The 24857-nt window shown below is 67.1% G+C and carries 24 protein-coding genes and 4 tRNA genes; 24 read left to right on the top strand and 4 right to left on the bottom strand.

Annotated features, from left to right (window positions below):
• Both AC1KAT_RS17340 and apaG read right to left on the bottom strand, forming a co-directional pair.
• Complete coding sequence (locus AC1KAT_RS17340; RefSeq protein ID WP_480328223.1) at positions 1-2034, bottom strand: site-specific recombinase; 2034 nt, start codon at positions 2032-2034, stop codon at positions 1-3.
• A complete protein-coding gene (gene apaG, locus AC1KAT_RS17335) occupies positions 2034-2417 on the bottom strand; it encodes a Co2+/Mg2+ efflux protein ApaG (RefSeq protein WP_480328222.1) in 384 nt (127 codons plus the stop codon). The genes AC1KAT_RS17340 and apaG overlap by 1 nt, the downstream gene beginning before the upstream one ends.
• A gap of 46 nt (positions 2418-2463) precedes the next feature.
• On the opposite strand from apaG, the gene rpe reads away from it, so the two are divergent.
• From rpe to gph, 7 genes are all read left to right on the top strand, one after another.
• Complete coding sequence (gene rpe, locus AC1KAT_RS17330; RefSeq protein WP_480328221.1) at positions 2464-3150, top strand: ribulose-phosphate 3-epimerase; 687 nt, start codon at positions 2464-2466, stop codon at positions 3148-3150.
• Between the two features lie 28 nt (positions 3151-3178).
• A complete protein-coding gene (gene queE, locus AC1KAT_RS17325; RefSeq protein ID WP_480328220.1) occupies positions 3179-3814 on the top strand; it encodes a 7-carboxy-7-deazaguanine synthase in 636 nt (211 codons plus the stop codon).
• A 10-nt stretch (positions 3815-3824) separates the two neighbouring features.
• The gene (locus AC1KAT_RS17320; RefSeq protein WP_480328219.1) at positions 3825-4193 is read left to right on the top strand and encodes a 6-pyruvoyl trahydropterin synthase family protein; all 369 of its coding nucleotides are present in this window, start codon (positions 3825-3827) and stop codon (positions 4191-4193) included.
• Between the two features lie 134 nt (positions 4194-4327).
• Complete coding sequence (locus AC1KAT_RS17315; protein WP_480328217.1) at positions 4328-5638, top strand: phytase; 1311 nt, start codon at positions 4328-4330, stop codon at positions 5636-5638.
• 126 nt (positions 5639-5764) lie between these two features.
• Positions 5765-6871: an S-(hydroxymethyl)glutathione dehydrogenase/class III alcohol dehydrogenase gene (locus AC1KAT_RS17310; protein WP_480328215.1), complete on the top strand. Its 1107-nt coding sequence runs from the start codon at positions 5765-5767 to the stop codon at positions 6869-6871.
• On the top strand, positions 6871-7722 hold the full coding sequence (fghA, locus tag AC1KAT_RS17305; protein ID WP_480328213.1) for an S-formylglutathione hydrolase: 852 nt from the start codon (positions 6871-6873) through the stop codon (positions 7720-7722). Before AC1KAT_RS17310 ends, fghA begins: the two co-directional genes overlap by 1 nt.
• Before the next feature lie 20 nt (positions 7723-7742).
• Positions 7743-8417, top strand: coding sequence for a phosphoglycolate phosphatase (gene gph / locus AC1KAT_RS17300; protein ID WP_480328211.1), 675 nt, complete (start codon positions 7743-7745; stop codon positions 8415-8417).
• A gap of 21 nt (positions 8418-8438) precedes the next feature.
• Here gph and AC1KAT_RS17295 read toward each other — a convergent pair whose 3' ends face one another.
• The gene (locus AC1KAT_RS17295) at positions 8439-9065 is read right to left on the bottom strand and encodes a chalcone isomerase family protein (RefSeq protein ID WP_480328209.1); all 627 of its coding nucleotides are present in this window, start codon (positions 9063-9065) and stop codon (positions 8439-8441) included.
• A gap of 364 nt (positions 9066-9429) precedes the next feature.
• On the opposite strand from AC1KAT_RS17295, the gene trpE reads away from it, so the two are divergent.
• The 5 genes from trpE (at position 9430) to AC1KAT_RS17270 (ending at position 14117) form a co-directional block, all read left to right on the top strand.
• Complete coding sequence (gene trpE, locus AC1KAT_RS17290) at positions 9430-10902, top strand: anthranilate synthase component I (RefSeq protein ID WP_480328208.1); 1473 nt, start codon at positions 9430-9432, stop codon at positions 10900-10902.
• Positions 10903-11487 (top strand): aminodeoxychorismate/anthranilate synthase component II, encoded by a 585-nt coding sequence (locus AC1KAT_RS17285; protein WP_480328206.1) that lies wholly within the window; start codon positions 10903-10905, stop codon positions 11485-11487.
• A gap of 11 nt (positions 11488-11498) precedes the next feature.
• Entirely contained in the window at positions 11499-12530 is a 1032-nt protein-coding gene (gene trpD / locus AC1KAT_RS17280; RefSeq protein WP_480328204.1) for an anthranilate phosphoribosyltransferase, read from the top strand.
• An 85-nt stretch (positions 12531-12615) separates the two neighbouring features.
• Entirely contained in the window at positions 12616-13404 is a 789-nt protein-coding gene (gene trpC / locus AC1KAT_RS17275) for an indole-3-glycerol phosphate synthase TrpC (RefSeq protein WP_480328202.1), read from the top strand.
• Positions 13401-14117, top strand: a complete 717-nt coding sequence (locus AC1KAT_RS17270) for a uracil-DNA glycosylase (RefSeq protein WP_480328200.1) — start codon at positions 13401-13403, stop codon at positions 14115-14117. The genes trpC and AC1KAT_RS17270 overlap by 4 nt, the downstream gene beginning before the upstream one ends.
• A gap of 21 nt (positions 14118-14138) precedes the next feature.
• On the opposite strand, the gene AC1KAT_RS17265 is transcribed toward AC1KAT_RS17270, so the two are convergent.
• The gene (locus AC1KAT_RS17265) at positions 14139-14723 is read right to left on the bottom strand and encodes an outer membrane beta-barrel protein (RefSeq protein WP_480328198.1); all 585 of its coding nucleotides are present in this window, start codon (positions 14721-14723) and stop codon (positions 14139-14141) included.
• 118 nt (positions 14724-14841) lie between these two features.
• Here AC1KAT_RS17265 and AC1KAT_RS17260 point away from each other — a divergent pair.
• The 12 genes from AC1KAT_RS17260 to rpoB all read left to right on the top strand — a co-directional run bounded on the left by AC1KAT_RS17260 (position 14842) and on the right by rpoB (position 24764).
• Positions 14842-14927: transfer RNA gene (locus AC1KAT_RS17260), tRNA-Tyr, on the top strand.
• Between the two features lie 79 nt (positions 14928-15006).
• Positions 15007-15080: transfer RNA gene (locus tag AC1KAT_RS17255), tRNA-Gly, on the top strand.
• 81 nt (positions 15081-15161) lie between these two features.
• Positions 15162-15236 (top strand) — tRNA-Thr (locus AC1KAT_RS17250).
• Positions 15237-15279: 43 nt separating this feature from the next.
• Positions 15280-16470 carry an elongation factor Tu gene (tuf, locus tag AC1KAT_RS17245; RefSeq protein ID WP_480328118.1) on the top strand — a complete coding sequence of 397 codons (1191 nt, stop codon included), beginning with the start codon at positions 15280-15282 and terminating at the stop codon, positions 16468-16470.
• 14 nt (positions 16471-16484) lie between these two features.
• Positions 16485-16560: transfer RNA gene (locus AC1KAT_RS17240), tRNA-Trp, on the top strand.
• Positions 16561-16709: 149 nt separating this feature from the next.
• Positions 16710-17093, top strand: a complete 384-nt coding sequence (gene secE, locus AC1KAT_RS17235; RefSeq protein WP_480328196.1) for a preprotein translocase subunit SecE — start codon at positions 16710-16712, stop codon at positions 17091-17093.
• A 10-nt stretch (positions 17094-17103) separates the two neighbouring features.
• Positions 17104-17697 carry a transcription termination/antitermination protein NusG gene (gene nusG, locus AC1KAT_RS17230; RefSeq protein WP_480328194.1) on the top strand — a complete coding sequence of 198 codons (594 nt, stop codon included), beginning with the start codon at positions 17104-17106 and terminating at the stop codon, positions 17695-17697.
• A gap of 178 nt (positions 17698-17875) precedes the next feature.
• On the top strand, positions 17876-18304 hold the full coding sequence (gene rplK / locus AC1KAT_RS17225; protein WP_480328192.1) for a 50S ribosomal protein L11: 429 nt from the start codon (positions 17876-17878) through the stop codon (positions 18302-18304).
• A gap of 4 nt (positions 18305-18308) precedes the next feature.
• A complete protein-coding gene (gene rplA / locus AC1KAT_RS17220; RefSeq protein ID WP_480328190.1) occupies positions 18309-19019 on the top strand; it encodes a 50S ribosomal protein L1 in 711 nt (236 codons plus the stop codon).
• A 288-nt stretch (positions 19020-19307) separates the two neighbouring features.
• Complete coding sequence (rplJ, locus tag AC1KAT_RS17215) at positions 19308-19841, top strand: 50S ribosomal protein L10 (RefSeq protein ID WP_480328188.1); 534 nt, start codon at positions 19308-19310, stop codon at positions 19839-19841.
• A gap of 46 nt (positions 19842-19887) precedes the next feature.
• Positions 19888-20262 carry a 50S ribosomal protein L7/L12 gene (gene rplL / locus AC1KAT_RS17210; protein WP_480328187.1) on the top strand — a complete coding sequence of 125 codons (375 nt, stop codon included), beginning with the start codon at positions 19888-19890 and terminating at the stop codon, positions 20260-20262.
• 377 nt (positions 20263-20639) lie between these two features.
• Positions 20640-24764: a DNA-directed RNA polymerase subunit beta gene (rpoB, locus tag AC1KAT_RS17205; RefSeq protein ID WP_480328185.1), complete on the top strand. Its 4125-nt coding sequence runs from the start codon at positions 20640-20642 to the stop codon at positions 24762-24764.
• Positions 24765-24857 lie beyond the last annotated feature (93 nt).

Here is a 24857-nt window from a genome sequence, read left to right as displayed (position 1 = left end):
TCAGGCCTTCTTCGGCGGCGCGAGGAACGACATCGGCCGCTGCCACAGGCGGCGCCGCACGGCGCGGTAGATGCGGCTGCGGTCGTTCAGGCGGATACCGCGCGAGCGCATCGCCACCTTGAACGCGAGAAAGAAGCTCACGCTCAGGTTCAGCAAGCCGGTCACCGCGATGCCGGCCACGCACCACCAGAACGCGCTGTCGCGCAGGATCGACCAGCCTTCGGCGCCGGCGGCCGCCGCGACCTGGCCGGTGGACAGGGTCACGTGCCGCACGTCGATCGGCAGCGCGAAGAAGGCCGCCACCGCCGGCACCAGGCCCAGCATCAGGCCGAGCGAGATGTTCGAGGTGAAGCCCGAGATGTTCTCGCGCCAGTACACGGCCCAGCGCTGCGCACGGCTGGGGCCCAGGCGGGCGACGATGCGCGGGTTCCAGGCGATGGCGCTGTCGAGCCGGTGCCAGACGAACCAGTTCTCGACCCAGCCGGCGATCAGCGAGCTGATGAACAGCAGCACGCCGGTGAAGGCCGCGTACAGCGGCGTGGGGCCCAGCAGCGTCAGCGATTCCAGCACGTGCTCGCCCTTGTCCATGCCGACCAGCGGCTGGCCGAAGGCGAGCGTGCACAGCCACTGCACCAGCAGCACCACCGGTGCGACCAGCGTCAGGTTGCCGATGATCCCCGCCGACTGCGAGCGGATCAGGTGCGCCACCTCATCGACGAAGCCCTCGACCGCCGCGTCGTCGGACACGTCGGCCAGCTTCTCGGCCATTGCCGGGGCCGTCATCGCCGGCTGCTTGGTCGCCACCGTGAAGCCCAGCAGGTAGATCAGCACGAAGCTCACCGCGTAGTTCACGCCCGCGAAGAAGCCGGCCCAGAAGGCCGTGAGGCCCAGCGCGAGCACGATGAACTTCATGAAGGTCGTGCCGGCCAGCACCGCGCCGCCCCCGGCCGCCGCGCGCAGCATCTGCCAGTAGGCGCTGCGGTCGCGTGTGATGTAGTGCGCGCCAGTCTCGGCGCTGCGCTCGGCGACTTTGCGCGCCAGCAGCGAGTAGTGGCGCGCGAACAGCGCCCGCACGCTGCGCCGTTCGTCGGCCATGCGCACCAGCGCGGCCAGCAGGCGCGTGGTCTCGATGCCGGGGTGCGGGCTCAGGATGCAGTTGATCAGCTCTTCGATGCGCAGCGTGCGCAGGCGCAGCTGGTCGGCTTCGAACACCACGTCCACCGACACGCCGTGTTCTTCGAGGTGTTCGTGCACGCTGTCGGCGCAGCGCCGGCAGGTTTCGAGCACGGCGCGCAGGTACTGCGCTTCTTGCACCAGTGCCGCAGCGTCGCGGGCTTCGGCCAGCTCGCGGAGGCGCTCGGCCACGCGCGGCAGCTGGCGGAAGGGCGCGTCCACCAGCAGCTCGGGGCTCATGCGCTTGCGCAGGTAAGGCGAGAAGCCCGAGGCGTGCACCGCGCTGGCCAGCACGGTGATGGCGTCCAGAAACGGCGTGCGCCAGTCGGGCGCGGGTGTGGCCGGGGCCGGCGCGCCGGCTTCGTGGGCTTCCACCGGCGTCAGCAGCGTGATGAGCCGCGTGACGGTGTCTTCGTCAAGCGCGTCGAGCCACTGTGCGTCGCTCGCGGCGGGAAAGAACAGGTTGAACAGGTCGCCGAGGTCGCGCGTGTCGGGCGTGGCCGGCATCACGCGCAGGCGCAGCCGTTGGCCCAGCTCGCCGCTCAGGTCCATGCGCGGCGGGAAGCCGAAGTCCGCCAGCAGCGCGGCCACGTCCAACTCACGCCACATGCGCGCCAGCAGTGTGGCGACGCGGGTGCGGTGCTCGGGGTGGCGCTCGAGCACATTCAGCACATGCCGCAGGCGCAGCACCGGCGTGGGCGTCTGTTGGTGCGGCAGCGGTGCGTGGCGCAGCCATTCGAGCAGGCGCACCAGCCACAGGTGCCGTTCGGGCAGGCTCGTGTTCGGGTCGGCTGCGTTGAGCAGCGCGCTCAGGTCCCAGGCACCGGCGGGGCGGCGCAGCCAGTCGAACCAGCCCGCCATCAGTGCAGCGCGGACGGCAGGGCCAGCATGAACTCAGGCACCTCCGCGTCGAAAGGCTGGGCGTCTTCGGTGAAGCAGAAGAAGGTGCCGTGCATGCTGCCTTGCGGCGTGTTGATGCGCGTCCAGCTCGTGTACTCGAAGCGCTCGCCCGGCTGCAGCAGCGGCTGCTGGCCCACCACCGCGAGGCCGCGCACCTCTTCGATGCGGCCGTTGGCGTCGGTGATCACCCAGTGCCGGGCGATCAATTGCGCTGCCACCGAGCCGGTGTTGCGGATGGTCACCGTGTACGCGAAGGCGTGCGCACCGATCTCGGGTTGCGACTGCTCGGGCAGGTGGCGCACCGAGACACGGCAATCGAAGTGGGCGCGGGGGGCTTGTGACATGGCGGGCGATTCTAGGGAGCGGGCAGTGGCCTCCTAAAATCAGGGGATGAGCCAGCCCACCTACCGCATCGCGCCTAGCATCCTCTCGGCCGATTTCGCCCGCCTCGGCGACGAAGTCCGCAGCGTCATCGACGCCGGCGCCGACTGGATCCACTTCGACGTGATGGACAACCATTACGTGCCCAACCTGACCTTCGGGCCGATGATCTGCGAGGCGCTGCGCAAGCACGCGGTCACGCGCGAGGGCCGCCCGGTGCCCATCGACGTGCACCTGATGGTGCAGCCGGTCGATGCGTTGGCGCAGGCCTTCTGCAAAGCGGGCGCTGACCTCGTGAGCTTTCACCCCGACGCCAGCGCGCACGTCGATCGCACGCTGCAGATCATCAAGGGCGAGGGCAAGCAGGCCGGGCTGGTGTTCAACCCGGCCACCTCGCTCGACGTGCTCGAATGGGTCATCGACAAGGTCGATCTGGTGCTGCTGATGAGCGTGAACCCCGGCTTCGGGGGGCAGAGCTTCATTCCCTCGGCACTCAAGAAGCTGCAGGCCGCGCGCCGGATCATCGACGCCAGCGGCCGCGACATCCGCCTTGAAATCGACGGCGGCGTGAAGGTGGACAACATCCGCGAGATCGCCGACGCCGGCGCCGACACCTTCGTGGCCGGCAGCGCCATCTTCGGCAAGCCCGACTACAAGGCCGTGATCGACGCGATGCGCGCCGAGCTGGCGCGTTGATCGACCCCGAGGGCCGACAGGGCATCGCATGACCTATTCGGTCAAAGAGATTTTCTACACGCTGCAAGGCGAGGGCGCGAACGCCGGCCGTGCGGCGGTGTTCTGCCGCTTCGCCGGCTGCAACCTCTGGAGCGGCCGCGAAGAAGACCGCGCCAGCGCCGCCTGCACGTTCTGCGACACCGACTTCGTCGGCACCGACGGCACACGCGGCGGCAAGTACCCGACCGCCGCCGAACTGGCCGCGACCATCGCGAGCGAGTGGCCGGCCGGTGCGGACGGCCAGCGCCTGGTCGTGCTGACCGGCGGCGAGCCGCTGCTGCAGGTCGATGTCGCCCTGATCGACGCCTTGCATGCGCAGGGTTTCGAGATCGCCGTCGAGACCAACGGCACGCTGCCCGCGCCGCCCGGCCTCGACTGGATCTGCGTCAGCCCCAAGGCCGGCAACCCGCTCGCGCAGACGCGCGGCCACGAGCTGAAGGTCGTGGTGCCGCAAGACGGGCTCGACTGGGCCCGGCTCGAATCGCTCGATTTCGAGAACCGCTTCGTGCAGCCGATGGATGGCCTGCTCGCCCGCGAGAACACGCAATGGGCCATCCGCCACTGCATGCAGCGCCCGGCCTGGCGCCTGAGCGTGCAGATGCACAAGCTGACGGGCATCCGATAGCCCTTTCCCGATGAGCTCTTACGAAGTCACCCAGCGCTTCTTCTTCGAAGCGGCTCACACGCTCGAACGCGAGATCGAGACCGAATCCAGCCGGCGCGTGCACGGCCACACCTACCAGGCCGAGATCGCCGTGGTGGGTGAGCCCTCGCCGCAGAGCGGCATGGTGATCGACGTGGCCCACCTGCGCCGCGCCATCGAAGGCGTGCGCGACCGGCTGGACCACCACCTGCTCGACGAAGTGCCGGGCCTCGCCTTCCCGACGCTCGAAGGCCTGTGCCGCTTCATCGCCGAGCAGCTGCAGCCCCACGTGCCCGGCCTGGCCCGCGTGCGCGTGTGGCGCGAGCAGGCCGGCGACGGCTGCACGCTGCGCCTGGGCTGAGGGCCGCGCCGGGAGGGCCGGCCCCATGCCCCCACCGCCGGGGTGGGCATTCATGCGCAGGTCACCGGGGCTTCGCAGACTCGCGCCCGGCCCCGGCGAACCTGCCGGTCGATCCCCCTGAGCGAGAACGTCCCATGCGTCTGTTGTCCCTTCGTGCCCTGCTGGGCGCCGCTGCCGTGGCGCTGGTCAGCCTGCCGGCCCAGGCCGCCCCCGAGATCCGCTCCGTGGCCACCGCCTCGCACGAGACGGCGGCCTTCTTCGACGACGACGCCGGTGGGCGCGCCAACGCCGACGACCCGGCGATCTGGGTGCACCCCGGCAACCCGGCGCGCAGCCTGGTGCTGGGCACGCTGAAGGAAGGCGGCCTTGCGGTCTTCGGCCTCGACGGGCGCACGCTGCAGCGCATCGCCGCGCCGACGCCGCCGCGTGCGGGCGATGCGCCGGGCCGCTTCAACAACGTGGACATCGTCGAAGGCTTCCGCCTCGCCGGCGAGCTGATCGACCTGGCGGTGGTGACCGACCGCGGCCGCGACACGCTGCGCCTGTACCGCATCGACCCCCAGTACGGCTACACCGACCGGCCGCCGCTGCGCGACGTCACCGACACCGCCGTGCCCTGGGTGTTCAGCCGCAACACCACCGAGGTGAACGCCCAGGCCACCGCCTACGGTCTGGCCGTCATGGCCACGCCCGGCGGCGGCGCGATGGCGGCGGTGAGCCAGCGCGAGCGCACGCGCCTGTCGGTGCTGGACCTGTTCGACACCGGCCGGGGCACGGTGAGCTACCGCCAGCGCCAGGGCCTGGCCCTGCCGGCGAGCTTCGCGCTGCCGCGCGGTGCGAGCTGGACGCCCTGCCAGGACGAGGACGGCGTGCAGCCGCAGGTCGAAGGCATGGTGTTCGACACCCGCAGCGGCGCGCTGTACGCCGCGCAAGAGCAGGTCGGCATCTGGCGCATCGCGCTCAGCGACCCGACGCGGCCGCAGCTGATCGACCGCGTGCGCACCTACGGCGTGCCCTACCAGCGCGTCTACGACCCGAGCGAAGAAGAGTACGCCTGCGACTACAGCACCCGGCCGCGCGATCGCAAGTCCGCCGGCAAGCACCTGAGCGCCGACGCCGAAGGCCTGACCATCCTGCACACGGCGGGCGGCTCGTACCTGTTCGCGTCCAGCCAGGGCGACAGCACCTTCGTCGTCTACGACATGGGCCGCCAGCACCGGGTGGTGGGCGGCTTCCGCGTCGGCGAGGGCGCGGCGATCGACGGCGCCGAGCATTCCGATGGCGCCGCGCTCACGCCGCGTGCGCTCGGCCCGCTGTTCCCGCAGGGCCTGCTGGTCGTGCACGACGGCGAGAACACGCCCGAGGCGCTCGACGCCGACGGCGAAGCGCGCGAGAACACCAACTTCAAGTTCGTGCCCTTGCAGCGGGTGCTGCGGCTGGAATGAAGCGCCGGCGTTGACGATGGGGGATGCGCGCGGCGGGTGACCCCGTTGCGCGCATCGACGGCCCCTAAACTGGCGGCCCCTTGGGCGCAGCACGCGCCCACCCACGCCGCCGCAAGGAGCCCCCCGATGAAAACCCGCGCAGCCGTCGCCTGGAAGGCCGGTGCCCCGCTGACCATCGAAACCGTGGACCTCGAAGGCCCGCGCGCCGGCGAGGTGCTGGTCGAAATCAAGGCCACCGGCATCTGCCACACCGACTACTACACGCTCTCGGGCGCCGACCCGGAAGGGCTGTTTCCGGCCATCCTGGGCCACGAGGGCGCGGGCGTCGTGGTGGACGTCGGCCCCGGCGTCACCACGCTCAAGCCCGGCGACCACGTGATCCCGCTGTACACGCCCGAGTGCCGGCAGTGCAAGTTCTGCCTCTCGCGCAAGACCAACCTGTGCCAGCAGATCCGCGGCACGCAGGGCAAGGGGCTGATGCCCGACGGCACCAGCCGCTTTTCGCTCAACGGCGAGAAGCTGCTGCACTACATGGGCACGTCCACCTTCGCCAACCACATCGTCGCGCCCGAGATCGCGCTGGCGAAGATCCGCCCCGACGCGCCCTTCGACGTGGTCTGCTACATCGGCTGCGGCGTCACCACCGGCGTCGGTGCGGTGATCTTCACGGCCAAGGTCGAGGCCGGCGCGAACGTGGTCGTGTTCGGGCTGGGCGGCATCGGGCTCAACGTGATCCAGGGCGCGAAGATGGTCGGTGCCGACAAGATCATCGGCATCGACCTCAACCCCGGGCGCGAGGCGATGGCGCGGCAGTTCGGCATGACGCACTTCATCAACCCGAAAGACGTGCCGAACGTGGTGGACGCCATCGTGCAGCTCACCGACGGCGGCGCCGACTACAGCTTCGAGTGCATCGGCAACACCACCACGATGCGCCAGGCGCTCGAGTGCTGCCACAAGGGCTGGGGCCAGAGCATCATCATCGGCGTGGCCGAGGCCGGCGCCGAGATCAGCACGCGGCCCTTCCAGCTCGTGACCGGCCGGCAATGGAAGGGCTCGGCCTTCGGCGGCGCGCGCGGCCGCACCGACGTGCCCAAGATCGTCGATTGGTACATGGACGGCAAGATCCGCATCGACGAGCTGATCACGCACCGCCTGAAGCTCGAAGACATCAACGAAGGCTTCGACCTGATGAAGCGCGGCGAGTCGATCCGCTCGGTGGTCATCTACTGATGGCCGTGTCGTTGGCGATCAAGACGCTGAGTGAGCACGCCTGCTTCGGCGGCGTGCAGGGCTTCTACGAGCACGCGTCGTCGGCCACCGGCACGCCGATGCGCTTCGGTGTCTACCGTCCCCCGCAAGCCGCACACGGCCAAGTGCCGGTGCTGACCTATCTGGCCGGCCTCACCTGCAACGAAGAGACCTTCGCCATCAAGGCCGGCGCGCAGCGCGTGGCGGCCGAGCTGGGCCTGATGCTCGTCACGCCCGACACCAGCCCGCGTGCCACCGGCCTCGACGGCGCGACCGGCGACTGGGAGTTCGGCGAAGGCGCCGGCTTCTACCTCGACGCGACCGAGGCGCCCTGGTCCACCCGCTTTCGCATGGAAAGCTGGGTGGCCGACGAACTGCCCGCGTTCGTGGCGCAGCACTTCGCCGCGCGGGCCGACCGCGCCGGCCTCTTCGGCCACTCGATGGGCGGGCACGGCGCCTTGACGCTGGCGCTGCGGCACCCGGGCCGCTGGCGCAGCGTGTCGGCCATCGCGCCGATCTGCGCGCCGGCCCAGGTGCCCTGGGGCGAGAAGGCGTTCGCGCGCTACCTCGGCGACGACCGCACGGCCTGGGCGCGGTACGACGCCGTGGCCTTGATCGCCTCGGGCGCCCAGGCCCCAGCCTTGCTGATCGACCAGGGCGAGGCCGACAAATTTCTCGACCTGCAATTGCGCCCCGACCTGCTCGAAGCCGCCTGCCGCAGCGCGGGCCAGCCGCTCACGCTGCGCCGGCACGCCGGCTACGACCACGGCTACTACTTCATCGCCAGCGTCGTCGCCGACCACCTGCGGCACCACGCGCAGGCTTTGCGCTGAGCGCCACGCCACCCGTCCTGATGACTGCCACGACCTTTGCCGCCACCCTCGCCCCGATCCGCGCCGCCATCGTCGATCTCGACGGCACGATGGTGGACACGCTCGGCGACTTCGACGTCGCGCTCAACGGCGCCCTGCACGACCTCGGCCTGCCGCGCGTGGACCGGGGCTTCATCGAGCACACCATCGGCAAAGGCTCCGAGCACCTGATCCGCAGCACGCTGGCGCACGTCGGCGCGCCCAGCGATGCCTACGAGGCGGCCTGGGCGCGCTACCAGCACCACTACCAGCGCTGCAACGGCCAGCATGCCGAGGTCTTCGCGGGGGTGGTCGAGGGCCTGCAGGCGATGCGCGCGCGCGGCTGGCGGCTCGCGTGCCTGACCAACAAGCCGGGCGCCTTCGCCACCGACCTGCTGGCCAAGAAGGGCCTTGCCGGCTTCTTTGATGTCACCTTCGGCGGCGATGCCTTCGAGCGCAAGAAACCCGACCCGTTGCCGCTGCGCAAGACCTGCGAGGCGCTGGGCACCTCCGCGGCGCAGACGCTGATGGTCGGTGACAGCAGCAACGACGCGCGGGCCGCACGTGCGGCGGGTTGCCCGGTGCTGCTAGTGACCTATGGCTATAACCACGGCGAGCCGGTGGGCGGCGTCGATTGCGACGGCCTGCTCGACCGGCTGGACCAGATCACCGCCTGAACGGCGACCGCCCCCTGGCGCTCAGAACTTGTGCGGGTCGTCGTTGCCCGAGGTGGCGGTCGGCTGCTTGCCCAGCAGGGCCTCTTTCAGCTGCGAATCGGCCGGCGACTTGCCGAGCCAGATCTTCAGCAGGCCGGCGAAGAACTCGGGCTCCTTGATCGGCTCGCTGGCCGGCTTGCCGTTGACGAGGATGGTGGTGCCCACGCCGGGCGTCCAATCGACGCTGAAGTGCTCGCCGGGCACCAGCTTCTTCTTGGCCGAGAACACGTCGCTCATCTTCATGATGCCGCCCACCGACTTGTAGAACTCGTCGCGCGTGGCGTTGTCTTCCATGCCGCGCGTGAAGAGCTTGCCGAGTTCGCCCGCGTCGATCGTGCGCAGCATCACCACGTGGATGCGCCGCGGCCCGGTGTTGGCGAGCACCGCCTCGGGCGTCGCCGCCTTGGCATTCAGGTACAGGCCAGCGGTGTAGACCTTGAAGATCGCCTTGTAGCGAACGCCGGCCCCGTTGAGCACGAGGCGGGCGTTGCCCACGGTGACGGTCGGCTCGTACTTCACGCCGCCCACCTCCACCGGCTGGGCGTAGACGGGCAAGGTGGCAAGGCCCGCCGCACAGGCGAGCAGGGCAGACAACAACAGGCGGCGCATGGCGGACTCCTTCACGGCAGAACGGCGGCGATGGTACGCCGCAGTTCCCGTCTGCGACAGAGGGCCCCCCGGGGAAACCCGCAGCCCGCGTCAGGAAGTCACGCCCGCCCGGCGAGGCGGGCGCACCGGGCACGGCTGCTAGACTGCCCGGATGTTCGTGGCGCGCAAACAAATCAAGGGGTCGCACGACCGGGGAGCCTGGCCCTGGCGTCGTTGGCGCTGACTGTTTGCCGCTGGCGCGGGGCTGATGCATCGGCCCGCCGCCGCTGGCTCCACCGGCCGCAGCACCTGCGGCCCACCGCGCGACATCTCATCTGACGCGGGCCCCTTGAGCGGCCTGCCGGGCCGTGGAGGGCCCCCGAACGTGATCACCGAACAAGAGTTCAACGACCTGGCGCAGCAGGGTTTCAACCGCATCCCGCTGACCGCCGAGGCCTTCGCCGACCTCGAAACCCCGCTCTCGCTGTACCTCAAGCTCGCCGCCGGGCCGCGCAGCTTCTTGCTCGAATCCGTTGTCGGCGGCGAGCGCTTCGGGCGCTACTCGTTCATCGGCCTGCCGGCGCGCACGCTGCTGCGCTCCAGCGGCTTTCGCACCGAGGTCGTGACCGACGACCAGGTGGTCGAAACGCACGAGGGCAACCCGCTCGATTTCATCGCCGACTACCAGAAGCGCTTCAAGGTCGCGTTGCGCGCGGGCCTGCCGCGCTTTTGCGGCGGGCTGGCCGGCTACTTCGGCTACGACGCGGTGCGCTACATCGAGCCCAAGCTCGCCAAGACGCAGATGCCCGGGGGCATCGACGTGCCCGACGTGTTGCTCTTGCAGTGCGAAGAGCTGGCGGTGATCGACAACCTCTCGGGCCGGCTCTACCTGATCGTCTATGCCGACCCGACGCAGCCCGGCGCCTATGCCCGCGCCCAGCAGCGCCTGCAAGACCTGACCGCCAAGCTGCAGTCGAGCGTCACCGCGCCGAGCGTCAAGAAGAGCACGCCGCAGCCGGTCGAACGCGAGTTCGCCAAAGACGACTACATCGCCGCCGTGCTGCGCGCAAAGGAATACATCGCGGCCGGCGACATGATGCAGGTGCAGGTCGGCCAGCGGCTGAAGAAGCGCTTCGACGCGTCGCCGCTCAGCTTGTACCGCGCGCTGCGTTCGCTGAACCCGTCGCCGTACATGTACTTCTACGACCTCGGCGACTTCCAGATCGTCGGCGCGTCGCCCGAAATTTTGGTGCGGCAAGAGCGCACGCCCGAGGGCGAGAAGGTGACGATCCGCCCGCTGGCCGGCACCCGCCCGCGTGGCGCCACGCCCGAGCAAGACAAAGCCCTCGAAGCCGAACTCAGCGCCGACCCGAAAGAGCGCGCCGAGCACGTGATGCTGATCGACCTGGCGCGCAATGACATCGGCCGCATCGCCAAGACCGGCAGCGTGAAGGTCACCGACGCGTTCGTCATCGAGCGCTACTCGCACGTGATGCACATCGTGAGCAACGTCGAGGGTCTGCTGAAAGACGGCATGACCAGCCTTGATGTACTCAAGGCCACCTTCCCGGCCGGCACGCTGACCGGCGCGCCCAAGGTGCGGGCGATGGAAATCATCGACGAGCTGGAGCCCGTCAAGCGCGGCATCTACGGTGGGGCCTGCGGCTACCTGAGCTTTGCCGGCGACATGGATGTGGCGATTGCGATCCGCACGGGCATCGTCAAGGACGGCACGCTCTACGTGCAGGCCGCGGCCGGCGTCGTGGCCGACTCGGTGCCCGAGCTGGAGTGGAAAGAGACCGAGGCCAAGGCGCGGGCGCTCTTGCGCGCCGCTGAACTCGTCGAGGAGGGCTTCTAAATGCTCCTCATGATCGACAACTACGACAGCTTCACCTTCAACTTGGTGCAGTACTTCGCCGAGCTGGGCGAAGACGTGCGCGTGGTGCGCAACGACGAGATCACGCTCGAAGGCATCAGCGGGTTGCGGCCCGACAAGCTGGTGCTGTCGCCGGGCCCCTGCTCGCCGGCCGAAGCCGGCATCTGCGTGCCGGCCCTGCAGCACTTCATCGGCAAGCTGCCCATCCTCGGCGTGTGCCTGGGGCACCAGGCGATTGGCGCGGCGCTGGGCGGACGCATCATCCGCGCCAAGAAGCAGATGCACGGCAAGACGGACGTCATCACCACCGATGGCAAGGGCGTCTACACCGGCCTGCCCAAGCACTTCACGGTGATCCGCTACCACTCGCTGGTCATCGAACAAGAGACGCGGCCCGAGGTGCTGGAGGTCACGTCCACCTCGCAAGACGGCGAGATCATGGGCGTGCGCCACCGCGAACTCGCGGGCACGAAGACACCGCTCGAAGGCGTGCAGTTCCATCCCGAGTCGATCCTGACCGAGCACGGGCACGCGATGCTGAAGAACTTTCTCGACCTGAAGCCTTGAGGAGCGATCCCATGTCGATCACCGACACCGAGGCGCTGACCCGCGTCATCGAGCACCGTGAAATCTTCCACGACGAGATGCTGGCGCTGATGCGCCGGATCATGACCGGCCAGATGTCGCCGGTGATGATCGCGGCGCTGGCCATCGGCCTGCGCGTCAAGAAAGAAACCATCGGCGAAATCGCGGCCGCCGCGCAGGTGATGCGCGAGTTCGCCACGCCCGTGCCGCTGGCCGACAAGACGCACCTCGTCGATTTGTGCGGCACCGGCGGCGATGGCGCCCACACCTTCAACATCTCGACGGCGGCGATGTTCGTCGCCGCGGCCGCCGGCGCGCGCGTTGCCAAGCACGGCGGGCGCAGCGTGTCGTCCAGCTCGGGCAGTGCGGACGTGCTCGAAGCCATGGGCGCGCGCATCGACCTCACGCCCGATCAGGTCGCGCAATGCCTCGGCGAGACCGGCGTCGGCTTCATGTTCGCGCCCAACCACCACGCGTCGATGAAGCACGCCGCGCCGGTGCGCAAAGAGCTGGGCGTGCGCACGCTGTTCAACATCCTCGGGCCGCTGACCAACCCGGCCGGCGCACCCAACCAGTTGCTCGGCGTGTTCCACAAAGACCTGGTCGGCATCCAGGTGCGGGTGCTGCAGCGCCTGGGTTCGCAGCGGGTGATGGTCGTGCACGGCTGCGACGGGCTGGACGAGATCACGCTGGCCGGCGAAACCTTGGTCGGCGAGTTGAGTGGTGGCCAGGTGCGCGAGTACGCGATCCACCCGCGCGACTTCGGCATGGCGACCTGCGAGACGAGCGAACTGGCCGTGGCCGACAAGGCCGCGTCGCTGGCGACGATCCGCCAGGCCTTCGCCAACGAAGCCGGCCCGGTGCGCGACATCGTCACGCTGAATGCAGGTGCGGCGCTGTATTGCGCGGGCGTTGCGGCTTCGGTGGCCGAGGGCGTGGGCCAGGCGCGCGAGTCGATTGCATCGGGCAAGGCCAGCGCGAAGCTGGAGCAGTTCGTCGCCACCACGCAGAAGGTTGCAGCATGAAGCGGGCCGAGCGCCGGGCCGCTCCCAAGCCGGCCCGCATCCCCCTGGGGGCTCGGGCGATGCACTCATCGGACGAGGGGCAGTCATGAGCGACATCCTGAACAAGATCGTTGCGGTCAAGCACGAAGAAGTGGCGGCGGCGAAGAAGCTTCGTGACGCCGCTTCGGTGCGGCGCGACGCCGAAGGCCGCAAAGACACGCGCGACTTCGTCGGCGCCCTGCGCGCCAAGATCACCGCGAAGCAGGCCGCCGTCATCGCCGAGGTGAAGAAGGCCAGCCCCAGCAAGGGCGTGCTGCGCGAGCACTTCGTGCCGGCCGAAATCGCCGCGAGCTACGAACGCCACGGCGCGGCCTGCCTGAGCGTGTTGACCGATGCGCAGTTCTTCCAGGGCGGCACCGCGTACCTGGAGCAAGCCCGCGCAGCCTGCGCGCTGCCCATCCTGCGCAAAGACTTCATGGTCGATGCCTACCAGGTGGACGAGGCCCGCGCGATGGGCGCCGACTGCATCCTGCTGATCGCCGCCTGCCTCGACGATGGCCAGATGGCCGAACTCGAAGCGCAAGCGCACGCGCTGGGCATGGCCGTGCTGGTGGAAGTGCACGATGGCCGCGAACTCGACCGCGCGCTGCGCCTGAAGACGCCGCTGGTCGGCATCAACAACCGCAACCTGCGCAGCTTCGAGGTCACGCTCGACACCACGCTCGGCCTGCTGCCGAACGTGCCCGCCGACCGCCTGCTGGTCACCGAGAGCGGCATCCTCGGTGCGGCCGACGTGAAGCGCATGCGCGACGCGAACGTGCACGCCTTCCTCGTGGGCGAGGCCTTCATGCGCGCGGCCGACCCCGGCGCGGCCCTGGCGGACCTGTTTCGTTGACGGTGTCGCTGCGCGAGCCGTTGCCCAAGCAGTTCGATCGCCTGCCGGCCGATTGGCGGGCGGTGGTCGACGGCTGGCTCGCCTCGCCGGTGGGCCGGGCGCTGATCGACTTCGTGGAGGGCCGCGTGGCCGCCGGCGCGACGGTGTACCCGGCCGAGGTGCTGCGCGCGCTCGACCTGACGCCGCTCGCGCAGGTGCGGGTCGTGATCCTGGGCCAAGACCCGTACCACGGTCCCGGCCAGGCACATGGCCTGGCGTTCTCGGTGCCGGCCGGCACGCGGCTGCCGCCGAGCCTGCGCAACATCTTTGCCGAGCTGCTGCGTGACCTGGGCGCGGCGCCCGCCACTGGCGACCTGACCCCGTGGGCCGAGCAGGGCGTGCTGCTGTTGAACACCAGCCTCACGGTCGAGGACGGCCAGGCGGCGAGCCACGCCAAACGCGGCTGGGAATCCCTGACCGAAGCGCTGGTACGCGCCGTGGCGTCGCGCGCGGCGCCTTGTGTGTACCTGCTGTGGGGCGCGCACGCGCAGCGCTTCGCGCCCCTGATCGAGTCGGTGACGCCGCCCGGCGCACCGCACCTGGTGCTGTGCGCGAATCACCCGTCCCCCTTGTCGGCGCGGCGCCCGCCGGTGCCCTTCATCGGTTGCGGCCACTTCGGCGCGGCGAACCGTTTTCTGACAGCCCACGGCCAGCCCATCGACTGGGCCGCCTGAGCGCCGCGCGGCGGCCGCGGCTCAGCGGAAATACAGCGTGGCGAAGCCGCCGAGGTGGTTGCCGCTGAACTCGCGGTTCGGGGCCGCCTTGTCTGTGTACTTCTCGTTCACGTAGCGCAGCTTCAGGCCGAGGTTGGGCTTGATGAAGTACTCGCCCTCCAGCACGAGGCCGGTCGAGCTTTTGAACTCGGCGTTGCGGCCGCCCAGGCTGCCCCGGCTGTCGATCTCGGCGCGCTGGGCCCAGCGCAAGCCGCCACCCAGGCGCACCTGCTCGTTCAGTCGCCACATGCCCAGCACCTCGACGGGGTAGCGCTCGAACGTGAATTTGCCGTCGCTGCCGCTCGCGTGGTCGGTGTGGTAGCCCAGGTTGACCTGCGCCGAGAACGGTCCGCCGAAGTTCAGGTCCAGCCCGAACGCGAAGTGGATCAGCGCGCCGGCCTTGACGCTTTTCGTCGTGCCGTCCGAGTACAGGAATCGATCAAAGGCATCGCCGCCGCCGGTCAACCCCAGGTTGAGGAAGGGCCGCACCCCCACGCCGTCGGGCGTTTGGGCATTCCCCAGCAGCGGAACGGCAAGCAGCAGGCAAGTGGAAAGCAGCTTCTTCATCAGGGGCCTCGACGGGTTGGGTGCGGCGGATTATTCGACGGTGGCGAGCCGGGACATCGCTCGAACAGCGCCGTCATTGCCACCCGGCTTCTGTGTTGTATACTCCCGAGTTCGCTTCGGAGGGGTGCCCGAGTGGCTAAAGGGGGCAGACTGTAAATCTGTTGGCTTACGCCTACGCTGGTTCGAATCCAGCCTCCTCCACCAAGCGAAACTTTTTTGAGCGGTTTGTTGTGTTCCCGGAGGTTGCGTGTCACGTGGTGATGCGGGCCGAAGGGGCTCCCGGGCGGGAGTAGTTCAATGGTAGAACCCCAGCCTTCCAAGCTGATGACGCGGGTTCGATTCCCGTCTCCCGCTCCATGGCGTCGGTCGCCAGAGGCATGGTTGTTGGTGTGTTGAACGGCCGCCAAGCCTGTGTCGATCCGGCACCCAGAATGGTTGGCCCATATGGCTCAGTGGTAGAGCACTCCCTTGGTAAGGGAGAGGTCGCGCGTTCGATCCGCGCTATGGGCACCAAGTTGTACTGCACTGTCAATCTCGATCGCTAGGAGCGCGAAAAATGGCAAAAGGCAAATTTGAACGGACCAAGCCGCACGTGAACGTGGGGACGATTGGTCACGTGGACCACGGCAAGACGACGCTGACGGCGGCGATCACGACGGTGCTGGCGACGAAGTTCGGCGGCGAGGCCAAGGCCTACGACCAGATCGACGCAGCGCCCGAAGAAAAGGCCCGCGGCATCACGATCAACACCGCGCACGTCGAATACGAGACGGCCAACCGCCACTACGCCCACGTGGACTGCCCTGGCCACGCCGACTACGTCAAGAACATGATCACCGGTGCCGCCCAGATGGACGGCGCCATCCTGGTGTGCTCGGCCGCCGACGGCCCGATGCCCCAGACCCGTGAGCACATCCTGCTGGCCCGCCAGGTCGGCGTGCCCTACATCATCGTCTTCCTGAACAAGTGCGACATGGTGGACGACGCCGAGCTGCTCGAGCTCGTCGAAATGGAAGTGCGTGAGCTCCTCAGCAAGTACGACTTCCCCGGCGACGACACCCCCATCGTCAAGGGCTCGGCCAAGCTCGCCATGGAAGGCGACAAGGGCGAACTCGGCGAAGGCGCGATCCTCAAGCTCGCCGAAGCCCTGGACAGCTACATCCCCACGCCCGAGCGCGCGGTGGACGGCGCCTTCCTGATGCCCGTCGAAGACGTGTTCTCCATCTCGGGCCGCGGCACCGTCGTGACCGGCCGGATCGAGCGCGGCATCGTCAAGGTCGGCGAAGAAATCGAAATCGTCGGCATCCGTGCCACGCAAAAGACCACCTGCACCGGCGTCGAAATGTTCCGCAAGCTGCTCGACCAAGGTCAAGCAGGCGACAACGTCGGCATCCTGCTGCGCGGCACCAAGCGTGAAGACGTCGAGCGCGGCCAAGTGCTGTGCAAGCCCGGCTCCATCAAGCCCCACACCCACTTCACGGCTGAGGTGTACGTGCTGAGCAAGGAAGAAGGCGGCCGCCACACCCCGTTCTTCAACAACTACCGCCCCCAGTTCTACTTCCGCACGACGGACGTGACCGGTGCGGTCGAGCTGCCGAAGGACAAGGAAATGGTCATGCCCGGCGACAACGTCAGCATCACCGTCAAGCTGATCGCCCCGATCGCCATGGAAGAAGGCCTGCGCTTCGCCATCCGTGAAGGTGGCCGCACCGTCGGCGCCGGCGTCGTCGCCAAGATCCTCGAGTAAGTTGAAATGACCACAGGGGTATAGCTCAATTGGCAGAGCGCTGGTCTCCAAAACCAGAGGTTGTAGGTTCGATTCCTACTGCCCCTGCCAAACCCCGGTAGTCGGCTGGTCTGGCAGGTCCCCGAAGCAGCCCGCACAGCGATGAAAGTCGCGGCGGGCTTTGCTGCTAAGAGATGCGCCGCTTTCTGTGGTGTGCCTGATGCGGCGACGTGCTGCGAAGTCTTTGAAAAGCAAACGAAATGTCCACTCCTCAAGTCGAAACCGTCTCCACGGGGGCTGACAAGGCGAAGCTCGCCGCGGCCGGCGTGCTGGTCGTGGCGGCTGTGGCAGCGTTCTATGTGCTGGGCAAGCAAGACCTGTGGTTGCGCGTGGTCGCGCTGCTGGTGTTGCTGGCGGCGGCGGTGGGTGTCTTCCTGGTGTCCGAGTCCGGCAAGCAGTTGATCGCTTTCGGCCGCGATTCGACCCGTGAAGTGCGCAAGGTCGTGTGGCCGTCGCGCAAAGAAGCGATGCAAATGACGGGGTACGTCTTTGCCTTCGTGGTCGTGATGGCCTTGTTCCTGTGGATCACCGACAAGACGCTCGAATGGGTCTTGTTCGATCTGGTCCTGGGTTGGAAGCGTTGAGGAGCACGGCATGAGCGACAACATCGCGACGAATGACGGCGCAGGCGGCGAGGCCGCCGCGCCGGTTCCGTCCAACAAACGTTGGTACGTGGTCCATGCCTATTCGGGCATGGAAAAGGCGGTCGAGCGCAACCTGCGCGAGCGCATCGACCGTTCGGGCATGCAGGCCAAGTTCGGGCGCATCCTGGTGCCGATGGAAGAAGTCGTCGAGCTCAAGAACGGCAAGAAAGCCGTGACCGAGCGCCGCTTCTTCCCGGGTTATGTGTTCGTCGAGATGGAGATGGACGACGACACCTGGCACCTGGTGAAGCACACAAGCAAGGTCACGAGCTTCGTGGGCGGCGCCAAGAACCGCCCCTCGCCGATCTCCGAGCATGAGGTGATGAAGATCGTCACCCAGATGCAGGAGGGCGTCGAAAAGCCCCGGCCCAAGGTCGAGTGGTCGGTGGGCGAGCTGGTGCGCGTCAAGGAAGGTCCGTTCACGGACTTCAACGGCGCCATCGAAGACGTCAACTACGACAAGTCGAAGGTGCGCGTCTCGGTCACGATCTTCGGCCGCGCCACGCCGGTCGAGCTCGACTTCTCGCAGGTCGAGAAAGTCTGACGAACTGAATGAATCACAGGCCCGGTGAGGGCCGGCAACGGGCGGCGACGCCCGGCGCGAACCTCACCCGTTGCTGCCGGTGACGAGACACCGGTTCGAGGAGCCAAGGTAACCAGTCCTTGGCGTTGGTACTCAGGGGTTGAGCGCGCAAGCGTTGTGACCTCTTCAGGAGAAAGTTATGGCCAAGAAGATTGTCGGCTTCATCAAGCTGCAAATCCCGGCGGGCAAGGCGAACCCGTCGCCCCCGGTCGGTCCGGCGCTGGGTCAGCGCGGACTGAACATCATGGAATTCTGCAAGGCGTTCAACGCCCAGACGCAGGGCATGGAGCCTGGTCTGATGCTGCCGGTGGTGATCACCGCGTTTGCAGACAAGTCGTTCACCTTCGTTCTGAAGTCGCCCCCGGCGACCGTGCTGATCAAGAAGGCGATCAAGCTCGACAAGGGCTCCAGCAAGCCGCACGTCGAGAAGGTCGGCAAGATCACGCGCGCCCAGCTCGAAGAGATCGCCAAGATCAAGATCAAGGACCTGACCGCCGCCGACATGGACGCAGCGGTTCGCACCATCGCCGGCACCGCCCGCTCGATGGGCGTCAACGCGGAGGTTTGACATCATGGCCAAGCTGACCAAGAAACAAAAAGCCCTCGTGGGCAAGGTCGAAACGACCAAGCTGTACCCGCTGGACAACGCCATCGCCCTCGTGAAAGAACTGGCCACCGCCAAGTTCGACGAGTCGATCGACGTGGCCGTGCAGCTGGGCATCGACGCCAAGAAGTCGGACCAGGTCGTGCGTGGCGCCGTCGTGCTGCCCAATGGCACTGGCAAGACCAAGCGTGTTGCCGTGTTCGCGCAAGGTGCCAAGGCTGAAGAAGCCCGTGCCGCCGGTGCCGACATCGTCGGCATGGACGATCTGGCCGAACAGGTCAAGGCCGGCAAGATGGACTTCGACGTGGTGATCGCTTCGCCCGACACGATGCGCATCGTCGGTACGCTGGGCCAGATCCTGGGCCCGCGCGGCCTGATGCCGAACCCGAAGGTCGGCACCGTGACGCCCGACGTCGCCCAGGCCGTGCGCAACGCCAAGGCCGGTCAGGTGCAGTTCCGCGTGGACAAGGCCGGCATCGTGCACGGCACGATCGGCCGCCGCTCGTTCGACAACGACAAGCTGGTGGGCAACCTGCGCGCGCTGATCGAGGCCCTGAACAAGGCCAAGCCGGCGACCAGCAAGGGCGTGTACCTGCGCAAGGTCGCGATCTCGTCCACGATGGGCGTCGGCGCCCGCGTCGACGTGGCGTCGATCAACGCCGCGGCCGCCGCGGCCTGAGAAAGATGAGGGTTCGCGCGAGTCTGGCGCGGACCTGATGAGTTTGGTGGGCTGAGGCGGCGCAAGTCGTCTCAGGTCATCCAAGACCGCAGGTGCGGCTCTCCTCTCGGGGACGAACCGCTTAATCGAGGACGAGGCGCAAGCCGACATCCGAAGCCCGCGCAGATGGCGGTCCCGCTGCAAGGAATTTTGGTTCCTGGACAGAGGTCGCTGAAATCGTGGTGTGCCGGGCGTGGCGCCTTCTCAAGGGAAGGTTTCGCAAACGGCACGTAGTGTGAGGAGTAGACCTTGAGTCTCAATCGCAACGAGAAAGCAACCGTGGTGACGGATGTGGCGGCCCAGGCGGCTCGCTCGCAGACGTTGGCGCTGGCTGAATACCGTGGCCTCACCGTGGCTCACCTGAACGACCTGCGCAAGCAGGCTCGCGAAAAGGGCGTGTACCTTCATGTTTTGAAGAACACCCTGGCTCGCCGTGCCGTCGCCGGCACGCCGTTCGAAGTGGCCTCGGAAAGCATGGTCGGCCCGCTGATCTATGGTTTTTCGGAAGACGCCATTGCCGCGGCCAAAGTCATCTCTGACTTTGCCAAGAGCAATGACAAGCTGATCGTCAAGGCTGGCGCCTTCGGCGGCAAGGCATTGAATGCCGACGGCGTGAAAGCGCTGGCATCGATCCCTTCGCGCGAAGTGCTGCTGACCCAGATCGCCGGCCTGCTGCAGTCGCCCATCGCGCGTTTCGCACGCGTTGTTGGCGCGGTGGCCGCAGCCAAGGGTGGCCCCGCCGCCGGTGCTGAAGAAGCGCCCGCGGCCGAAGCTGCCGCCTGATCTGACGACGACATTCCAACCTCTTATCTGTATCTAGGAACCCAAAATGGCATTCGATAAAGACGCTTTCCTGTCCTCGCTGGACTCCATGACCGTTCTCGAACTCAACGACCTGGTCAAGGCCATCGAAGAGAAGTTCGGCGTGTCGGCCGCTGCTGTCGCCGCTCCGTCGGCTGGCGGTGGTGCCGCTGCCCCGGCCGCTGAAGAGAAGACCGAATTCAACGTGATGCTGCTCGAAGCCGGCGCCAACAAGGTGTCGGTCATCAAGGCCGTGCGCGAACTGACGGGCTTGGGCCTGAAGGAAGCCAAGGACCTGGTGGACGGCGCTCCGAAGCCCGTCAAGGAAGCTGTGCCCAAGGCCGACGCCGAAGCCGCTGTCAAGAAGCTGGTCGAAGCCGGCGCCAAGGCCGAAGTCAAGTAATTCGGCTGGACCGAAGGCCGCTCCGGCGGCTTTTCGGCCCTCCGCGCGGGGCTGGTTTTCGGACCAGCCTTTTGCGTTTCAAGCCGCGTGCATTCGCGGTGTCGAACAGGTGGGTTTCTTCGGGTGGTGGGGTTATCCCGCTTCCCGAGAGCACCTGGAAGAGCCCCCATCGACAATGTCGGGTTCTTCCAAGTGTTCTTTGATCCGACTGCAAAGAACCGGGTTTGGTCGGGCCTCGGTGCAACGCCGAGGTTGTCCGCCAGCGGTTGGTAGTGGCCAACCACCAGACTTCGAACGCAACGTTCGAATGACAGTCGCCGACGGTAGCGAAGGCCTGGGCCCGGCCGCGCTGCCTGAGATGGAGTGAGAAATCACCTATGGCGCAGCAAACAACCCCGTACAGCTACACCGAGCGCAAGCGTATCCGCAAGAGCTTCGGCAAGCGTGAGAGTGTCCTCAACGTTCCTTACCTGCTGACGATGCAGAAGGAGTCGTACGTTGCCTTCCTGCAGAAGGACGTACCGCCTCAAAAGCGAAAACCCGAGGGCCTCCAGGCTGCCTTCCTCTCCGCGTTCCCGATCGTGTCGCACAACGGGTTTGTCGAGATGAAGTTCATCGAGTTCAACATGGCGAAGCCCGCGTTCGACACGCGGGAGTGCCAGCAGCGTGGCCTGACCTACGCCGCTGCCGTGCGCGCCAAGTTGCAGATGATCATCTATGACCGCGAGTCGCCGCAGGCGAAGACGGTCAAGGAAATCAAGGAACAAGAGGTCTACATGGGCGAAGTGCCCCTGATGACCGACTACGGCTCCTTCATCGTCAACGGCACCGAGCGCGTGATCGTGTCTCAGCTGCACCGTTCGCCGGGCGTGTTCTTCGAGCACGACAAGGGCAAGACGCACTCGTCGGGCAAGCTGCTGTTCTCGGCGCGGATCATTCCGTACCGCGGCTCGTGGCTCGACTTCGAGTTCGACCCGAAGGACATCCTGTACTTCCGCGTGGACCGCCGCCGCAAGATGCCGGTGACGATCCTGCTGAAGGCCATCGGCCTGAACCCGGAATCGATCCTCGCGAACTTCTTCGTGTTCGACAACTTCCGCCTGATGGACTCGGGCGCGCAGCTCGAATTCGTCGCCGACCGCCTGCGCGGTGAAGTCGCCCGTTTCGACATCACCGACAAGAACGGCAACGTCATCGTCGAGAAGGACAAACGCATCACGGCGCGCCACGTGCGCCAGATCGAACAGAGCGAGACGCAGTTCATCAGCGTGCCCGAGGACTACCTGGTGGGCCGCGTGGTTGCTCGCAACATGGTCGATGCCGACACCGGCGAGATCATTGCCAAGGCCAACGACGAGCTGACCGAAGCGTTGCTGAAGAAGCTGCGCTCGGCCGGCGTCAAGGAAGTGCAGGCCCTGTACACCAACGAGCTGGACGAAGGCGCCTACATCTCGCAGACCCTGGCTGCCGATGAAACGGCCGACCAGCTGGCCGCACGCGTCGCCATCTACCGCATGATGCGCCCCGGCGAGCCGCCGACCGAAGACGCGGTCGAGGCGCTGTTCAACCGCCTGTTCTACAACCCGGACACCTACGACCTGTCGCGCGTCGGCCGCATGAAGTTCAACGCCCGCGTGGGCCGCGACGTGCCGGAAGGCCCGATGACGTTGTCGAACGACGACATCCTCGACGTGGTGAAGATCCTCGTTGAGCTGCGTAACGGCCGTGGCGAAGTGGACGACATCGACCACTTGGGCAACCGTCGTGTGCGTTGCGTGGGCGAACTGGCCGAAAACCAGTACCGCTCGGGCCTCGCCCGCATCGAGAAGGCCGTGAAAGAACGTCTCGGCCAGGCCGAGACCGAAGCGCTGATGCCGCACGACCTCATCAACTCGAAGCCGATCTCGGCCGCGTTGAAGGAGTTCTTCGGTGCCTCGCAGCTGTCGCAGTTCATGGACCAGACCAACCCGCTGTCCGAGATCACGCACAAGCGTCGTGTCTCGGCTCTGGGTCCGGGCGGTCTGACCCGCGAGCGCGCCGGTTTCGAAGTCCGCGACGTGCACCCGACCCACTACGGCCGCGTGTGCCCGATCGAAACGCCGGAAGGCCCGAACATCGGCCTGATCAACTCGCTGGCGCTGTTTGCTCAGCTCAACGAGTACGGCTTCCTCGAAACGCCGTACCGCCGCGTGGCCGATGGCAAGGTGACCGACCAGATCGACTACCTGTCGGCCATCGAAGAAGGCAAGTACGTGATCGCCCAGGCGAACGCGACGCTGGACGCCGACGGCAAGCTGATCGACGAGCTGGTCTCGGCCCGTGAAAAGGGCGAATCGGTGCTGACCTCGCCGGAACGCATCCAGTACATGGACGTGGCCCCAGCGCAGATCGTGTCGGTCGCGGCTTCGCTCGTGCCCTTCCTGGAGCACGACGACGCGAACCGCGCACTGATGGGCGCCAACATGCAGCGCCAAGCCGTGCCGACGCTGCGCCCCGAAAAGGCGCTGGTCGGTACCGGCGTCGAGCGCGTGGCTGCCAAAGACTCGGGCACCGTCGTCGCGGCTCGCCGCGGTGGCGTGGTGGACTACGTCGACACCAACCGCATAGTGATCCGTGTCAACGACACGGAAACGGTGGCGGGTGAAGTCGGCGTCGACATCTACAACCTGATCAAGTACCAGCGTTCGAACCAGAACACGAACATCCACCAGCGCCCGATCGTCAAGCGCGGCGACAAGGTCGAAGCCGAGGACATCATTGCCGACGGCGCCTCGACCGACATCGGTGAGCTGGCTCTGGGCCAGAACATGCTGGTCGCGTTCATGCCCTGGAACGGCTACAACTTCGAAGACTCGATCCTGATCAGCGAACGCGTCATCGCCGACGACCGCTACACCTCGATCCACATCGAGGAACTGGTGGTCATGGCGCGCGACACGAAGCTGGGCGCCGAAGAAATCACCCGCGACATCCCGAACCTGAGCGAGCAGCAACTGGCTCGCCTCGACGAGTCGGGCATCGTCTACGTGGGTGCCGAAGTCAACGCCGGCGACACGCTGGTGGGCAAGGTCACGCCGAAGGGCGAGACCACGCTGACGCCGGAAGAAAAGCTGCTGCGCGCCATCTTCGGCGAGAAGGCGTCGGACGTGAAGGACACGTCGCTGCGTGTCGATCAAGGCACCAGCGGCACCGTCATCGACGTGCAGGTCTTCACCCGTGAAGGCATCGTGCGCGACAAGCGCGCCCAGCAGATCATCGACGACGAGCTGAAGCGCTACCGCCTCGACCTGAACGACCAGCTGCGCATCGTCGAAGCCGACGCGTTCGACCGGATCGAGAAGCTGCTGATCGGCAAGGTCGCCAACGGCGGCCCACAGAAGATCGCCAAGGGCACGGCCATCGACAAGGCGTACCTCGACTCGGTCGAGAAGTACCACTGGTTCGACATCCGCCCGGCCGATGAAACCATCGCGCTGCAGCTCGAATCGATCAAGAACTCGCTGGAGCAGACGCGCCACAGCTTCGACCTCGCGTTCGAAGAAAAGCGCAAGAAGCTCACGCAAGGCGACGAGCTGCCGGCGGGCGTGCTGAAGATGGTCAAGGTGTACCTGGCCGTCAAGCGCCGCCTGCAACCGGGCGACAAGATGGCCGGCCGTCACGGCAACAAGGGCGTGGTCTCGAAGATCAACCCGGTCGAAGACATGCCCTACATGGCCGACGGCACGCCGGTGGACATCGTGCTGAACCCGCTGGGCGTGCCTTCGCGGATGAACGTCGGGCAGGTGCTCGAAGTTCACCTGGGCTGGGCCGGCAAGGGCATTGGCCAGCGCATCGGCGACATGCTGCAGCAACAGGCCAAGGTGGCCGAGCTGCGCAAGTTCCTCGACGAGCTGTACAACAAGTCGGGCGGCAAGACCGAGCGCCTGGACCACCTGAGCGATGCCGACATCCTCGAGATGGCCGCCAACCTGAGCAAGGGCGTGCCGTTCGCGACGCCGGTGTTCGATGGCGCCAAGGAAGAAGAAATCCGCTCGATGCTGAAGCTGGCCTACCCGGACGACATCGCGAAGGCCAAGGGCCTGACCGACACGCGCACCCAGGCCACGCTGCACGACGGCCGCACCGGCGACGCCTTCGAGCGTCCGGTCACCGTCGGCTACATGCACGTGCTGAAGCTGCACCACTTGGTGGACGACAAGATGCACGCCCGCTCGACCGGCCCGTACTCGCTCGTCACGCAGCAACCGCTGGGCGGCAAGGCGCAGTTCGGTGGCCAGCGCTTCGGTGAGATGGAAGTGTGGGCGCTCGAAGCCTACGGCGCGTCCTACGTGCTGCAGGAAATGCTGACCGTGAAGTCCGACGACGTGAACGGCCGCACCAAGGTGTACGAGAACATCGTCAAGGGCGAACACGCGATCGAAGCCGGCATGCCGGAGTCGTTCAACGTACTGGTCAAGGAAATTCGATCCCTCGGTATCGACATCGAGTTGGAGAAGAACTGACGTGCCGGAAGCCCGTCATGCGGCGTTGCCGGGTCGGTCACATAGCGCTGCCTTCCGCAGTGCTGATGGGCCTTCCCCCTCGCCTTGCCTGAC

It is taken from the genome of Piscinibacter sp. PDB5-1 (assembly GCF_056676035.1).
The sequence above is the reverse complement of the archived record's forward strand: the minus strand, read 5'-3'. Positions and strand labels throughout refer to the sequence as shown.

What these genes read in the sequence shown, in the direction of transcription:
- AC1KAT_RS17265 (WP_480328198.1), bottom strand. Translation starts at nt 14,723, where the DNA reads ATGAAGAAGCTGCTTTCCACTTGCCTGCTGCTTGCCGTTCCGCTGCTG.
- nusG (WP_480328194.1), top strand. Translation starts at nt 17,104, where the DNA reads ATGAGCGACAACATCGCGACGAATGACGGCGCAGGCGGCGAGGCCGCC.
- trpC (WP_480328202.1), top strand. Translation starts at nt 12,616, where the DNA reads ATGAGCGACATCCTGAACAAGATCGTTGCGGTCAAGCACGAAGAAGTG.
- rplA (WP_480328190.1), top strand. Translation starts at nt 18,309, where the DNA reads ATGGCCAAGCTGACCAAGAAACAAAAAGCCCTCGTGGGCAAGGTCGAA.
- fghA (WP_480328213.1), top strand. Translation starts at nt 6,871, where the DNA reads ATGGCCGTGTCGTTGGCGATCAAGACGCTGAGTGAGCACGCCTGCTTC.
- rplL (WP_480328187.1), top strand. Translation starts at nt 19,888, where the DNA reads ATGGCATTCGATAAAGACGCTTTCCTGTCCTCGCTGGACTCCATGACC.
- AC1KAT_RS17310 (WP_480328215.1), top strand. Translation starts at nt 5,765, where the DNA reads ATGAAAACCCGCGCAGCCGTCGCCTGGAAGGCCGGTGCCCCGCTGACC.
- rplK (WP_480328192.1), top strand. Translation starts at nt 17,876, where the DNA reads ATGGCCAAGAAGATTGTCGGCTTCATCAAGCTGCAAATCCCGGCGGGC.
- AC1KAT_RS17340 (WP_480328223.1), bottom strand. Translation starts at nt 2,034, where the DNA reads ATGGCGGGCTGGTTCGACTGGCTGCGCCGCCCCGCCGGTGCCTGGGAC.
- gph (WP_480328211.1), top strand. Translation starts at nt 7,743, where the DNA reads ATGACTGCCACGACCTTTGCCGCCACCCTCGCCCCGATCCGCGCCGCC.
- AC1KAT_RS17315 (WP_480328217.1), top strand. Translation starts at nt 4,328, where the DNA reads ATGCGTCTGTTGTCCCTTCGTGCCCTGCTGGGCGCCGCTGCCGTGGCG.
- tuf (WP_480328118.1), top strand. Translation starts at nt 15,280, where the DNA reads ATGGCAAAAGGCAAATTTGAACGGACCAAGCCGCACGTGAACGTGGGG.
- trpD (WP_480328204.1), top strand. Translation starts at nt 11,499, where the DNA reads ATGTCGATCACCGACACCGAGGCGCTGACCCGCGTCATCGAGCACCGT.
- AC1KAT_RS17320 (WP_480328219.1), top strand. Translation starts at nt 3,825, where the DNA reads ATGAGCTCTTACGAAGTCACCCAGCGCTTCTTCTTCGAAGCGGCTCAC.
- AC1KAT_RS17295 (WP_480328209.1), bottom strand. Translation starts at nt 9,065, where the DNA reads ATGCGCCGCCTGTTGTTGTCTGCCCTGCTCGCCTGTGCGGCGGGCCTT.
- queE (WP_480328220.1), top strand. Translation starts at nt 3,179, where the DNA reads ATGACCTATTCGGTCAAAGAGATTTTCTACACGCTGCAAGGCGAGGGC.
- rpoB (WP_480328185.1), top strand. Translation starts at nt 20,640, where the DNA reads ATGGCGCAGCAAACAACCCCGTACAGCTACACCGAGCGCAAGCGTATC.
- apaG (WP_480328222.1), bottom strand. Translation starts at nt 2,417, where the DNA reads ATGTCACAAGCCCCCCGCGCCCACTTCGATTGCCGTGTCTCGGTGCGC.
- secE (WP_480328196.1), top strand. Translation starts at nt 16,710, where the DNA reads ATGTCCACTCCTCAAGTCGAAACCGTCTCCACGGGGGCTGACAAGGCG.
- AC1KAT_RS17285 (WP_480328206.1), top strand. Translation starts at nt 10,903, where the DNA reads ATGCTCCTCATGATCGACAACTACGACAGCTTCACCTTCAACTTGGTG.
- rpe (WP_480328221.1), top strand. Translation starts at nt 2,464, where the DNA reads ATGAGCCAGCCCACCTACCGCATCGCGCCTAGCATCCTCTCGGCCGAT.